Below are 14,101 nucleotides of genomic sequence, written 5' to 3' on the forward strand. Positions count from 1 at the left end.
TCCTTAAATTCGGTTTCAGGTGCGCGAAGGCATTAAACGGTAAAGGCGTCTTGCAGCAGTTGTTCCTGCTGCTCGGCGTGCATCGATGCGTAACCGCATGCAGGTGCAGCAGAAGCCTCACGGCCCGCGTACTCGAGTACGAGAGACTTGTTGAGGTTGCTGATGCTGCGACGCATGTGGTGCTGGCTGCTGTACCACGCGCCCTGGTTCATCGGCTCTTCCTGGCACCAGACGGCATGCTTGGCGTTGGTGTAAGGAGCCAGGACTTCGTTCAAGTCGTCCTCAGGGAATGGGTACAGCTGCTCGATACGCACGATGGCGATATCGTCACGGCCTTCGGCACGGCGTTTTTCCAGCAGGTCGTAGTAGACCTTGCCGCTGCACAGAACAATGCGCTCGACCTTTTTCGGGTCCAGGGCATCGATTTCCGGGATAACGGTCTGGAACGAACCTTCGGCCAGATCTTCCAGCGTCGAGATGGCCAACTTGTGACGCAGCAGCGACTTCGGAGTCAGGACTACCAATGGTTTGCGCAGCGGGCGAATCACCTGACGGCGCAGCAAGTGGTAGATCTGAGCCGGCGTCGTCGGCATGCACACCTGAATGTTGTGCTCTGCGCACAGTTGCAGGTAACGCTCCAGGCGAGCCGAGGAGTGTTCCGGCCCCTGACCTTCATAACCGTGCGGCAGCAGCATGGTCAGACCGCACAGACGGCCCCACTTGTGCTCGCCACTGGTGATGAACTGGTCGATAACCACCTGGGCACCGTTGGCGAAGTCGCCGAACTGGGCTTCCCAGATAACCAGGGCGTTTGGCGTGGTGGTCGAATAACCGTATTCGAACGCCAGTACCGCTTCTTCGGACAGGAACGAGTCGTACAGGTCGAAGCGTGGCTGACCGTCGTACAGGTTCTGCAACGGCACGTAGGTGCCCGCGTCCTTCTGGTTGTGCAACACGGCATGACGGTGCGAGAACGTACCGCGGCCGATGTCCTGGCCAGTCATGCGGATCGGGTGACCTTCGAACGCCAGGGTCGCGTATGCCATGGTTTCGGCATAACCCCAGTTGATCGGCAGGCCGCCGGCTTGCATCTTCTGACGGTCTTCGTAGATCTTGGCAACCTGGCGCTGAACCACGAAGCCTTCCGGAATTTCCAGCAGCTTGGCGGACAGTTCCTGCAAGGTCTTCAGGTCGAAGCGAGTGTCGTGACGCGCGGTCCAGGCGTGGCCCAGATACGGACGCCAGTCCACGAACAACTCTTTGTTCGGCTCTTTGACCAGGCTTTTCACCACGTGCAGACCGTTGTCCAGCGCGTTGCGGTACTCGTCGACTTTCGCCTGAACGCGCTCTGCGTCCATCACACCGCTCTGGGTCAGACGATCGGCATACAGCTCACGGGTGGTGCGCTGCTTGGTGATCTGCTGATACATCAGTGGCTGGGTGCCGCTAGGTTCGTCAGCCTCGTTATGGCCGCGACGACGGTAGCAGACCAGATCGATCACCACATCACGCTTGAACTGCATGCGGTAGTCGATGGCCAACTGGGTCACGAACAAAACGGCTTCCGGATCATCACCATTTACATGGAGGATCGGCGCCTGGATCATTTTCGCGACGTCGGTAGCGTACTCGGTGGAACGCGAGTCCAACGGGTTGCTGATGGTGAAACCGACCTGGTTGTTGATCACGATGTGCACGGTGCCGCCGGTCTTGAAACCGCGGGTCTGCGACATCTGGAAGGTTTCCATCACCACGCCCTGACCGGCGAATGCCGCGTCACCGTGGATGGAGATTGGCAGAACCTTCTCGCCGGTAGGGTCGTTGCGACGATCCTGACGGGCGCGAACCGAACCCTCGACCACCGGGGAAACGATTTCCAGGTGGGACGGGTTGAATGCCATGGCCAGGTGAACTTCACCGCCGGTGGTCATGACGTTGGACGAGAAGCCCTGGTGGTACTTAACGTCACCGGAACCCAGCTCGACCTTTTTCTTGCCTTCGAACTCGTCGAACAGCTCACGCGGGTTCTTGCCGAAGGTGTTGACCAGCACGTTCAGACGGCCACGGTGGGCCATGCCGATGACGATTTCCTTGGTGCCGTAGGAACCGGAACGCTGGATCAGCTCGTCGAGCATCGGAATCAGGCTCTCGCCGCCTTCCAGACCGAAACGCTTGGTGCCCGGGTATTTGGTACCCAGGTATTTTTCCAGGCCTTCACCGGCAGTGACGCGCTCAAGCAGATGGCTCTTGATGTCGGCGGAGTACGTCGGACGGCCACGCACGCTTTCCAGACGCTGCTGGAACCACTGGCGCTGCTGGGAATCGGTGATGTGCGTGAACTCAGCGCCGATGGTGCGGCAATATGTCTGCTGCAACGCTTCGTGAATTTCGCGTAGGCTCGCTTCCTCTTTGCCGATGAACAGGTCGCCGGCACGGAAGGTCGTATCAAGATCGGCATTGGTCAAGCCGTAATGATTGATCGACAGGTCTGCAGGTGCAGTACGCTGCCACAGCCCCAGCGGGTCAAGCTGGGCTGCCTGGTGGCCACGCATACGGTAGGCCTGGATCAGTCGCAGCACTTCAACTTGCTTCTTCTCGTGCTCACTGCTCACGCTACCGGCGGAAACCGGTTGGGCGCGGCGCTGGTTCTTTGCCAGCAAGACGAAATGATCGCGAATTGTGGAGTGCGAAACATCGGTGGCAGAGTTGCCGTCGGCAGGCAACTTCTGGAAGTAGGTGCGCCACTCTTCTGGCACAGCGTTAGGGTCGTGCAGGTAGAGCTCGTAGAGCTCTTCCACATAGGCAGCGTTACTACCGGATAGGTAGGCGCTGTTCCACATGCGCTGCATCACGCTTTCTTGCATGCTTGGTCACCCTCGGTTAGGGGAACACCACCGGTGTCGACACCGAGCAAACTTGCAGAAGTCCAAATGCAGCGACCAAAACAAGCCACTAGGATCACACTGATAGTCCGGGTACCAGCCCGGATGCCCCTGCTTGTCTCATTTCTTCAAAATAAGAGCCGCAGCCTTTTAAGCTGCTGCTCTGGTTATAGCTACGACGCGGGTTGAAGCCCGCGCCTTAGCCTCTACGTTTACAGCGGTCTTACGGGTACAACAGCTGTATCACACACCGCTCGAGAGCAGCATGTGACGGATGTGACCGATGGCCTTAGTCGGGTTCAGGCCCTTCGGACATACGTTGACGCAGTTCATGATCCCGCGGCAGCGGAATACGCTGAACGGGTCATCCAGCGCAGCCAGACGCTCGGATGTCTTGGTGTCACGGCTGTCTGCCAGGAAGCGGTACGCTTGCAGCAGGGCAGCTGGACCCAGGAACTTGTCCGGGTTCCACCAGAAGGACGGGCAAGAGGTCGAGCAGCAAGCGCACAGGATGCACTCGTACAGACCGTCGAGCTTTTCACGCTCTTCAGGGGACTGCAGACGCTCGATGGCCGGAGCCGGCGTGTCGTTCTGCAGGAATGGCTTAACCTTCTCGTATTGCTTGTAGAAGATGCTCATATCGACGACCAGGTCACGGATAACCGGCAAGCCTGGCAGAGGACGAACGATCAACTTGTTACCTTTTACGACAGCGGACAGCGGCGTGATGCACGCCAAGCCGTTCTTGCCGTTGATGTTCATGCCGTCGGAGCCGCAAACGCCTTCACGGCAGGAACGACGATAGGAGAAACCTTCGTCCTGCTCTTTGATCAGTGCGAGCACGTCCAGCACCATCAGGTCTTTACCACCGGTATCGACCTGGAATTCCTGCATGAACGGCGCAGCGTCCTGATCAGGGTTGTAACGATAAACACTGACTTGCAACATGGCGGGCACCCTTAATAAGTCCGGACTTTAGGTTCGAAAGTCGGAACAGTCTTCGGCGAGAAGTTCACGGCACGCTTGGTGACGCGCTTGTCACCCGGGAAGTACAGGGTGTGGCACAGCCAGTTTTCGTCGTCACGGTCTTCGAAGTCTTCACGGGCGTGAGCACCGCGGGACTCTTTACGTACTTCGGCAGCGATGGCGGTAGCTTCAGCCACTTCCAGCAGGTTTTGCAGTTCAAGGGCTTCGATACGTGCAGTGTTGAACGCCTGCGACTTATCGTTGATCTTGACGTTGGCGATGCGCTTGCGCAGATCGGCCAACTGGGCAATACCCTTCTGCATGTATTCGCCGGTACGGAACACACCGAAGTAGTTCTGCATGCAGCTTTGCAGCTCGCGACGCAGGGTTGCTACGTCTTCGCCATCGGTACGGCTGTTCAGCGCGTTCAGGCGTGCCAGAGCAGCTTCGATATCGGCTTCGGTCGCGTCGTCGTATTCGATACCGTCGGTCAGCGCCTTTTCCAGGTGCAGGCCGGCAGCACGGCCGAAGACCACTAGGTCGAGCAACGAGTTGCCGCCCAGACGGTTGGCACCGTGAACCGATACGCAAGCCACTTCGCCTACAGCGAACAGGCCAGGGATGATGGTGTCGACGCCATCGGCATCCTGAGTGATCGCCTGACCGTGAATGTTGGTGGCAACGCCGCCCATCATATAGTGGCAAGTCGGAACAACCGGAACCGGAGCAACAACCGGGTCAACGTGAGCAAACGTTTTCGACAGTTCGCAGATGCCTGGCAGACGGCTGTGCAGCACTTCCTCGCCCAGGTGGTCGAGTTTAAGCATTACGTGGTCGCCATTCGGACCGCAACCGTTACCGGCAATGATCTCTTTAACCATCGAACGGGCAACAACGTCACGACCGGCAAGGTCTTTGGCGTTCGGAGCATAACGCTCCATGAAACGCTCGCCGTGCTTGTTGATCAGGTATCCACCTTCACCACGGCAACCTTCGGTCACCAGTACACCGGCGCCGGCGATACCGGTCGGGTGGAACTGCCACATTTCAATGTCTTGCACCGGAACGCCTGCACGCAGTGCCATGCCGACGCCGTCACCGGTGTTGATCAGGGCGTTGGTGGTGGAAGCGTAGATACGACCTGCACCGCCGGTTGCCAGAACAGTTGCCTTGGCGCGGATGTAGGTGGTTTCACCGGTTTCGATGCAGATCGCGATCACACCGACAAACTCGCCTTCCTGGTTCTTCACCAGGTCGACAGCGTAGTACTCGTTCAGGAACGTGGTACCGGCTTTCAGGTTGCCCTGATAAAGGGTATGCAGCAGCGCGTGACCGGTACGGTCGGACGCGGCGCAAGTACGGGCAGCCTGCCCGCCTTTACCGTAGTCCTTCGACTGACCGCCGAATGGACGCTGATAGATACGGCCGGTTTCGGTACGCGAGAACGGCAGACCCATGTGGTCCAGCTCGAAAACAGCGGCCGGGCCTTCCTGACACATGTATTCGATAGCGTCCTGGTCACCGATGTAGTCGGAACCCTTGACGGTATCGTACATGTGCCAGCGCCAGTCATCGTTCGGATCGGCCGACGCGATGGCGCAAGTGATGCCGCCCTGTGCCGATACGGTGTGCGAACGGGTCGGGAACACCTTGGTGATCACGGCAGTCTTGTGACCGCCTTGAGCCAGTTGCAGCGCTGCGCGCATGCCGGCACCGCCACCACCAATAATGATGGCGTCGAAAGAAATCGTTGGAATGTTAGCCATGAATCAGATACCCCAGAGAATCTGCACACCCCAGACGAAGTAAGCGAACATCGCGACGCCGCATACTGCCTGGAAAAGGAAACGCACTGCAGTCGCGGACTTGCCCAATGCCATCGGCGTCAGGTAGTCGGTCGCGATGGTCCACATGCCGACCCAGGCGTGAGCGCCCAGGGCAACGAGGGCCAGCAGACTGAAGATACGCATCCCGTTGTGGGCGAACAGGCCGTGCCATTGGTCGTAACCAATGCCCGGGTTCGCTGCGAGGTATCCGATCAGGAAGATGAAATAAGCCGCGAGAACAACCGCAGACACACGTTGTGCCATCCAATCATAGAGGCCCGAACGCGACAGGTTCGTAACGCTGGTTACCATATCCAAACTCCCGCCAGAATGATCAGCACCGCAGATACGGCGATAATGATTTTCGAGCCCAGCGTGCCGCCTTCCAGCGTCTCACCGATGCCCATGTCCATAATCATGTGGCGCACACCGGCTACCAGGTGATACAGGAGAGCGGACAGGAGGCCCCATGCTACGAACTTGGCCAGAGGGCTGGTCAAGGTTGCCTTCACGTCGGCAAAACCTTCCTCGGAACCCAGGGATTTGCCCAATGCATAAAGCATGAAGCCCAGGCCCAGGAAGAGGATGATGCCGGAAACACGGTGAAGAAACGACGTAACGCCGGTGATGGGGAGTTTGATGGTCCTTAGGTCTAGGTTTACAGGTCGTTGGCTTTTCACGGCTTTTTTTTCACACTGAAGAGCCCCTAACAATCAGGGCAAAGTTGTTGGGGAGTGCACTGGTCAGGTAACCACCACCCAGGGATGCGACCCCCAATGAAAGCAAGCCCAAAAGCCCTTGGCGGTCGGTCGCCGAGTATAGACAGTTAGGCTACTAATGACAACGCAAACACCTACCCCAAATAGCGGATTGCACAACTCGCATAAAAGGCGTAAATGGCAGGCAATTTCGAGAAAAAAGTCGGGTTAAAGCCTTCTGGAGCAAGACTTTAGGCAAATTGACATTCGAATTTATCTCACTATAGTGGTGCGGGCCCTGCGTGGGGGGTCTGTCTGATGATTTCAAGCATAAATAGGAGGCCACATGGCTGACAAAAAAGCGCAGTTGATCATCGAGGGCGCAGCCCCCGTCGAGCTGCCCATTTTAACCGGCACCGTTGGTCCCGATGTTATCGATGTTCGGGGCCTGACGGCCACGGGCCGTTTTACCTTTGACCCTGGTTTCATGTCGACCGCCTCCTGCGAGTCGAAGATCACCTATATCGACGGCGACAACGGCATTCTGCTGCACCGCGGCTACCCGATCGAACAGCTGGCTGAAAAGTCGGACTACCTGGAAACCTGCTATCTGCTGCTCAACGGCGAATTGCCGACCGCAGAACAGAAGGCCCAGTTCGTCAGCACCGTCAAGAACCACACCATGGTTCACGAGCAGCTGAAGACCTTCTTCAACGGCTTCCGTCGCGACGCCCACCCGATGGCTGTCATGTGCGGTGTAGTCGGCGCCCTCTCGGCCTTCTACCACGACTCCCTGGACATCAATAACCCGCAGCATCGCGAAATCTCCGCGATCCGCCTGGTTGCCAAGATGCCGACCCTGGCAGCGATGGTTTACAAGTACTCCATGGGCCAACCCATGATGTACCCACGCAACGACCTGTCGTATGCGGAAAACTTCCTGCACATGATGTTCAACACCCCGTGCGAGATCAAACCGATCAGCCCGGTGCTCGCCAAGGCCATGGACCGGATCTTCATCCTCCACGCCGACCACGAGCAGAACGCATCGACTTCCACCGTGCGCCTGGCAGGTTCTTCGGGTGCCAACCCGTTCGCCTGTATTGCCGCCGGTATCGCTGCACTGTGGGGCCCTGCCCACGGCGGCGCCAACGAAGCCGTACTGACCATGCTCGATGAAATCGGCGATGTTTCGAACATCGACAAGTTCATCGCCAAGGCCAAGGACAAGAACGACCCGTTCAAACTGATGGGCTTCGGTCACCGCGTTTACAAAAACCGCGACCCACGCGCCACCGTCATGAAACAGACCTGCGACGAAGTGCTGAAGGAACTGGGCATCACCAACGATCCGCAACTCGAACTGGCCATGCGCCTGGAAGAGATCGCGCTGACCGACCCGTACTTCATCGAGCGCTCGCTGTACCCGAACGTCGACTTCTACTCGGGGATCATCCTCAAGGCGATCGGCATTCCAACCAGCATGTTCACCGTGATCTTCGCCCTGGCGCGGACCGTCGGCTGGATCTCCCACTGGAAAGAAATGCTCTCCAGCCCGTACAAGATCGGCCGCCCGCGCCAGCTGTACACCGGCTACGAGTCGCGTGACATCACCAAGCTGGAAGACCGCAAATAAGACCTGTCTTGCGATAACGTCTTAGCTGCACCGGAAACGGCCTCTATATAGAGGCCGTTTTTGTTTGATCGGCGATTTCATTGTGGGAGCGGGCCTGCTCGCGAAGGCGGCATGACATCCGAAATCCATGCTGGCTGACACACCGCTTTCGCGAGCAGGCTCGCTCCCACAGGGGTGCACTGCTGCTCGCCTTGGCCTTGGCCTTGGCCTCGGCTTTGGCTTTTGATCTTGATCCACCCGCCCCTTCGGAAGGCTGAGTGGAGGCATTCATCCGGGGAGTGGCGCGCAGCGCCGTTCGACGCAGTCGAACACGCTGCATGCAGGTGCAGCGAAGCCAACCGGAGGGCAGTGTCCCCGGATGAATGCCGAAGCGAAGGAACACCGAGCCTTAGCGAGGGGCCGGACGCTCGGGGCGAGCCTTTTTTTGCTTATCTTTTTTTTGGCGTTTGAAAAAAAAGTAAGTCGCCGTAAGGGCGAAACCGCCAGTGGCCGTTACCGCAGCAATGGATATGTACCCGGTCACCACCTCCAAAATCAAACCTCACGCCTATAACGTCCGATAACCGCCCACAAAAAATGCCCCGATCTCACGACCGGGGCATTCATTTTTAACGCAGCTTATATATAAATCGCTGAAGCCTTAGTGCGAAACCGCCCCACTCGCCCCCAGACCAGTCTGCGAACGAACGAACTGCGGGAAGAACAGCGCCCGCTCATTGTCAGCCGCCGTCGACTTGTCGGTAATCGAGAAGAACCAGATCCCGATAAAGGCAATGATCATCGAGAACAGCGCCGGGTATTCATACGGGAAGATTGCCTTTTCGTGATGAAGGATCTGCACCCAGATGGTTGGACCAAGCACCATCAGGCCCACAGCACTCACCAACCCCAACCAGCCGCCGATCATGGCGCCGCGAGTGGTCAGCTTTTTCCAGTACATGGAAAGCAGCAGGACCGGGAAGTTGCAGCTCGCCGCGATGGAGAACGCCAGGCCGACCATGAACGCAATGTTCTGGCTTTCGAACAGGATACCCAGTGCGATTGCCAGCACAGCCAACGCGATGGTGGTGATTTTCGAGACGCGGATTTCATCCTTCTCGTTGGCCTTGCCCTTCTTGATCACGCTGGCGTACAGGTCGTGAGACACCGCCGAGGCACCAGCCAGAGTCAGGCCGGCCACCACTGCCAGAATGGTCGCGAAGGCTACCGCCGAGATGAAGCCCAGGAAGACACTGCCGCCGACCGCATTGGCCAGGTGCACCGCCGCCATGTTGTTACCGCCCAGCAACGCACCGGCAGCATCTTTGAAGGCCGGGTTGGTGCTGACGAGCAGGATCGCGCCGAAGCCGATGATGAAGGTCAGGATGTAGAAGTAGCCAATGAAACCCGTTGCGTACAGCACGCTCTTGCGAGCTTCTTTGGCGTCACTCACGGTGAAGAAGCGCATCAGGATGTGCGGCAGGCCAGCGGTACCGAACATCAGTGCCAAGCCCAGGGAGAACGCCGAGATCGGATCTTTCACCAGGCCGCCCGGACTCATGATTGCTTCAGCTTTCGGGTGAACCTTGATGGCCTCGGAGAACAGCATGTTGAAGTCGAAGTTGACGTGTTTCATCACCATCAACGCCATGAAGGAGGCACCGGACAGCAGCAGTACAGCCTTGATGATCTGCACCCAGGTGGTCGCCAGCATGCCGCCGAACAGCACGTAGGCACACATCAGGATACCAACCAGAATCACCGCTACATGGTAGTCCAGGCCGAACAACAGCTGGATCAGCTTGCCGGCACCGACCATTTGCGCGATCAGGTAGAACGCCACGACCACCAGCGAACCGCAGGCGGACAGCGAACGGATCTGGGTTTGCCCGAGGCGGTAGGACGCCACGTCGGCAAAGGTGTATTTACCCAGGTTACGCAAGCGCTCGGCGATCAGGAACAGAATGATCGGCCAGCCCACCAGGAAGCCGATCGAGTAGATCAGGCCGTCGTAGCCGGAAGTGAACACCAGCGCGGAAATACCCAGGAAGGATGCGGCGGACATGTAGTCGCCGGCAATGGCCAGGCCGTTCTGGAAACCGGTGATCTTGCCGCCAGCCGCATAGTAGTCAGCTGCCGAATTGTTGCGCTTGGAAGCCCAGTAGGTGATGCACAGGGTCGCACCCACGAAAGCGATGAACATCAGGATCGCGGACACGTTAAGCGGTTGCTTCTGCACGGCGCCGGTCAGGGCGTCAGCCGCCCAGGCGCCAGGTGCGAAAGCTGCGATGCTCAAAAGAGCCATTAGACGCCGGATCATTGCTGAGCCTCCTTGAGAATCGCATTGTTCAGGTCGTCGAATTCGCCATTGGCGCGTCGCACGTAAATACCGGTCAGGATGAAGGCCGAAACAATCAGCCCGACACCGATCGGAATACCCCAGGTGATCGAGGACTCAGGGCTGATTTTCGCCCCCAGCACCTGCGGCCCGTACGCAATCAAAAGGATGAATCCGGAGTAAAGCCCTAGCATGATCGCCGAAAGAATCCAGGCGAATCGCTCCCTCTTGCTCACCAGCTCCTTGAATCGCGGACTGTTTTGAATCGAGAGGTAAATGCTGTCGTTCATTGTTTTTATCCTCGCAGCACAGATTGAGTTGGAACGGTATCCACTCTATGCGGCTGCGAAACAGGTTCCAGACGACCTTAGTCTTAGAACCACATGACGTTTTCGCCATTTACCAGCACACCATAAACAACTGTGGGAGCGGGATTGCTCGCGAAGGCGTTTTGTCAGCCAACAACTCAGTCAACTGGCAGATCGCATTCGCGGGCAAGCCCGCTCCCACAGGGTCAAGCGTAAGCTTTGTTATTACTTGGTCCAGTCAGCCACGCGCTCCGGATGCTTGGCCACCCAATCCTTCGCTGCGGCATCAGGCTTGGCGCCTTCCTGGATCGCCAGCATGACTTCGCCGATCTCGTCTTTCGAAGCCCACTGGAAGTTTTTCAGGAACTTGGCCACTTCCGGCGCCTTGGTTGCCAGCTCTTTGCTGCCGATGCTGTTCACGGTTTCAGCCGCGCCATACACGCCTTTCGGGTCTTCGAGGAAACGCAGTTTCCACTTGGCGAACATCCAGTGCGGCACCCAACCGGTCACGGCAATGGATTCGTTTTTCTTCTCGGCACGGGTCAGCTCGGCAATCATGCCGGCGCCGGAACTGGCTTTGTTCTGATAGCCGGTCAGGTCATAGTCCTTGATCGCCTGATCGGTCTTGATCATCACGCCTGAACCGGCGTCGATGCCAACAATGCGTTTCTTGAAGCTGTCGTCGGTTTTCAGATCTTCGATGGACTTGGCCTTGACGTACTCCGGCACGATCAAACCGATCTTCGCGTCCTTGAAGTTCGGACCGTAGTCGACGACTTGATCCTTGTTCTTGGCCCAGTAATCACCGTGAGTCACCGGCAGCCAGGCGGACAGCATGGCATCGAGCTTGCCAGTGGCCACGCCCTGCCACATGATCCCGGTAGCAACGGCTTGTAGCTTCACGTCGTAATTGAGTTTTTGCTTGATTACTTCAGCGGCCACGTGGGTGGTCGCGACACTGTCGGACCAGCCGTCAACGTAACCGATGGTCACTTCCTTGGCGCTGGCGAATGTGGAGCCCATCGCAAATGCCAGAGCGGCACCTGCGCCTAAAAGTCGTCGCATCTTCATCGTTACTTCCCCGAAAGTGCTGCGCTCGACGGGTGCCGAGTCGCTTCAACGTATTGTTATGGTGCACAGCGCCCCCATCACGCCCACCGCAAACTCGTTCGAACATCAGCGCGATTTATCAACCAGGGTACTGACGCCTTCGATAATCAACCTGACGCTCAACGCGACCTTCTCTGCCAGCGACCTCAAGGCATCGAGAAACGACATCAGAACGCCATTAATCCCGCGCCAGACAAACGCTTCGGGTGATCCGCCCGAACTTTGCATGTCAAAATCATGCAGGCCACCAAGCACGCGGAAAATGCAGGTAACATGCGCCGCTTTGCTCCCAGACGGCCTGACCATGCCCGCGACATCCCGCTTTCCTTTTTTTGCCTATCTCTTCGCCTGCCTGCTTGGACTGTTTGCCTTCGGCGGTTTCTGGTACGGCCTCGGTAAACCGGTCATCCTGCCGGACGCCGCCACGCCGACGCACAAGTTGCAATGCGCCTCCTACACCCCGTTCGACAAGGACCAGTCGCCGTTCGATGTGCCGTTCAACTTGCGCCCCGAGCGCATGGACGCCGACCTCGCGCTGCTGGCCAAGAGCTTCGAATGTATCCGCACCTACTCCATGACCGGCCTCGAAGCCTTGCCCGATCTGGCGCGCAAGCACGGGTTGAAGCTGATGATCGGCGCCTGGGTCAACAGCAACCCGGTGGACACCGAGAAAGAAGTCGATCTATTGATCGCCTCGGCCAACGCCAACGCGGACGTGGTAACCGCAGTGATCGTCGGCAACGAAACCCTGCTGCGCAAGGAAGTCACCGGCGCGCAATTGGCCCGGCTGATCACCAAGGTCAAGAGCCAGGTCAAACAGCCCGTTACTTACGCCGACGTCTGGGAGTTCTGGCTCAAGCATCCGGAAATCGCGCCGGCGGTGGACTTCCTGACCATCCACTTGTTGCCGTACTGGGAAGACGATCCCTCGAACATCGATGCGGCCCTGCAACACGTGGCGCAAGTACGCCAGGTGTTCGGCAACAAATTCGCGCCCAAGGACGTGATGATTGGCGAAACCGGCTGGCCGAGCGAAGGCCGCCAGCGTGAAACCGCCCTGCCGAGCCGGGTCAATGAAGCCAAATTCATTCGCGGTTTTGTCGCCATGGCCGAACAGGAAGGCTGGCATTACAACCTGATCGAAGCCTTCGACCAACCCTGGAAACGCGCCAGCGAAGGTGCGGTTGGCGGGTACTGGGGGTTGTTCGATGCCGACCGCCAGGACAAGGGCGTACTGGCAGGTCCCGTGTCGAACGTACCGTACTGGTCTCAGTGGTTGATGGTGGGCGGTTTGATCTTCGTCGGTACGCTGATCCTCGGCGGCCGTGTACGCAGCACTCGCGCGGCATTGGTGCTGCCGTTGCTGGGCGCCTTGGCAGCTTGCTCGATTGGCGCCTGGGGTGATCTGGCCCGCGTCACCACGCGTTTTGCCAGCGAGTGGTTTTGGGTCGCGTTGCTGACGGCGTTGAACCTGTTGGTGTTGGCCCACGCCGCGCTGACCTTGAGCCCTCGCGCCGGTTGGCGTGGATGGACATTCAATGTGCTCGAACGTCGTTCAGGCTGGTTGCTGGCAGTGACGGGGTTTGCGGCGGCAGTGATGATGCTGGAACTGGTCTTCGACCCACGCTATCGCAGCTTCCCGAGCGTGGCGTTCATCATTCCTGCACTGGTTTATCTGTGCCGCCCGGTGAGCGTACCGCGTCGGGAGATTGCTCTGCTGACGTTCATCATCGGCGCCGGCATTGCGCCACAACTGTACCGCGAAGGGTTGGAGAACCAGCAGGCCTGGGGCTGGGCGCTGGTGAGCGTGTTGATGGTGGCGGCGTTGTGGCGCAGCTTGCGGGCTCGCAACGCTTAATCTTTCAGCGAGCTTGCCAACGTCTTCGCGAGCAGGCTCGCTCCCACATTGGATTTTGGTCGTATGCAATAAATGTGCTCGATGGAGATCAACTGTGGGAGCGAGCCTGCTCGCGAAGGCTGACTATCAGGCGCTACGGGGCGCCCTGACCAACCGCAACCCCGCAATCACCACCGCAAACACTGCCAGCGTCGTGTTGTACAACGCCAGCGCCGGTAACCCGAGCACCAGCGCCAACACCGCCAGCCACCACCCTGCCCGTCCTGGCAGCACGAAGCCGATCACTGCGGCGGCCAACGCGCTCCAGCCCAGTACCCCGAAGTGAATCATCAGTCCGAGGTTCGAACGGACCTGGCATTCCCAGCGGCTCGCCTCATCCACGCAGAGGCCCACCCATTGCGCATCCTCCATGAAGCCATAACGCGCGCCATAACTGGCGGCCAGCCATAAAGGCAGCAAAACGAGCAGCAGGATCACGGGCAAACGGCGGGACATGGAGC

General features: G+C 58.4%; 12 protein-coding genes. 2 read left to right on the forward strand and 10 right to left on the reverse strand.

Annotated features, from left to right (window positions below):
- Positions 1-32: 32 nt before the first annotated feature.
- The 5 genes from HNQ83_RS13250 to sdhC form a co-directional block, all read right to left on the reverse strand.
- Positions 33-2,864, reverse strand: coding sequence for a 2-oxoglutarate dehydrogenase E1 component (locus tag HNQ83_RS13250; RefSeq protein ID WP_095195652.1), 2,832 nt, complete (start codon positions 2,862-2,864; stop codon positions 33-35).
- Positions 2,865-3,125: 261 nt separating this feature from the next.
- Positions 3,126-3,830 carry a succinate dehydrogenase iron-sulfur subunit gene (locus HNQ83_RS13255; RefSeq protein WP_175389374.1) on the reverse strand — a complete coding sequence of 235 codons (705 nt, stop codon included), beginning with the start codon at positions 3,828-3,830 and terminating at the stop codon, positions 3,126-3,128.
- A gap of 11 nt (positions 3,831-3,841) precedes the next feature.
- Complete coding sequence (gene sdhA / locus HNQ83_RS13260; RefSeq protein ID WP_175389375.1) at positions 3,842-5,614, reverse strand: succinate dehydrogenase flavoprotein subunit; 1,773 nt, start codon at positions 5,612-5,614, stop codon at positions 3,842-3,844.
- 3 nt (positions 5,615-5,617) lie between these two features.
- Positions 5,618-5,986: a succinate dehydrogenase, hydrophobic membrane anchor protein gene (sdhD, locus tag HNQ83_RS13265; RefSeq protein WP_007977503.1), complete on the reverse strand. Its 369-nt coding sequence runs from the start codon at positions 5,984-5,986 to the stop codon at positions 5,618-5,620.
- The gene (sdhC, locus tag HNQ83_RS13270) at positions 5,980-6,354 is read right to left on the reverse strand and encodes a succinate dehydrogenase, cytochrome b556 subunit (RefSeq protein ID WP_083348457.1); all 375 of its coding nucleotides are present in this window, start codon (positions 6,352-6,354) and stop codon (positions 5,980-5,982) included. Before sdhC ends, sdhD begins: the two co-directional genes overlap by 7 nt.
- Positions 6,355-6,718: 364 nt before the next feature.
- On the opposite strand from sdhC, the gene gltA reads away from it, so the two are divergent.
- A complete protein-coding gene (gene gltA, locus HNQ83_RS13275; protein WP_116263112.1) occupies positions 6,719-8,008 on the forward strand; it encodes a citrate synthase in 1,290 nt (429 codons plus the stop codon).
- 640 nt (positions 8,009-8,648) lie between these two features.
- Here gltA and HNQ83_RS13280 read toward each other — a convergent pair.
- The 4 genes from HNQ83_RS13280 to HNQ83_RS13295 form a co-directional block, all read right to left on the reverse strand.
- Positions 8,649-10,307 carry a cation acetate symporter gene (locus HNQ83_RS13280; protein WP_175389376.1) on the reverse strand — a complete coding sequence of 553 codons (1,659 nt, stop codon included), beginning with the start codon at positions 10,305-10,307 and terminating at the stop codon, positions 8,649-8,651.
- Complete coding sequence (locus HNQ83_RS13285) at positions 10,304-10,615, reverse strand: DUF485 domain-containing protein (protein WP_008052644.1); 312 nt, start codon at positions 10,613-10,615, stop codon at positions 10,304-10,306. The genes HNQ83_RS13280 and HNQ83_RS13285 overlap by 4 nt, the downstream gene beginning before the upstream one ends.
- A gap of 243 nt (positions 10,616-10,858) precedes the next feature.
- The gene (locus tag HNQ83_RS13290) at positions 10,859-11,704 is read right to left on the reverse strand and encodes a glycine betaine ABC transporter substrate-binding protein (RefSeq protein WP_175389377.1); all 846 of its coding nucleotides are present in this window, start codon (positions 11,702-11,704) and stop codon (positions 10,859-10,861) included.
- Between the two features lie 105 nt (positions 11,705-11,809).
- A complete protein-coding gene (locus HNQ83_RS13295; RefSeq protein WP_175389378.1) occupies positions 11,810-12,049 on the reverse strand; it encodes a hypothetical protein in 240 nt (79 codons plus the stop codon).
- Here HNQ83_RS13295 and HNQ83_RS13300 point away from each other — a divergent pair.
- On the forward strand, positions 12,006-13,601 hold the full coding sequence (locus HNQ83_RS13300) for a beta (1-6) glucans synthase (RefSeq protein WP_175389379.1): 1,596 nt from the start codon (positions 12,006-12,008) through the stop codon (positions 13,599-13,601). The genes HNQ83_RS13295 and HNQ83_RS13300 overlap by 44 nt on opposite strands.
- Before the next feature lie 126 nt (positions 13,602-13,727).
- On the opposite strand, the gene HNQ83_RS13305 is transcribed toward HNQ83_RS13300, so the two are convergent.
- Positions 13,728-14,096 carry a hypothetical protein gene (locus HNQ83_RS13305; protein ID WP_175389380.1) on the reverse strand — a complete coding sequence of 123 codons (369 nt, stop codon included), beginning with the start codon at positions 14,094-14,096 and terminating at the stop codon, positions 13,728-13,730.
- Positions 14,097-14,101 lie beyond the last annotated feature (5 nt).

This window comes from Pseudomonas sp. C2B4, assembly GCF_013359695.1.
Classification (GTDB): Bacteria; Pseudomonadota; Gammaproteobacteria; order Pseudomonadales; family Pseudomonadaceae; genus Aquipseudomonas.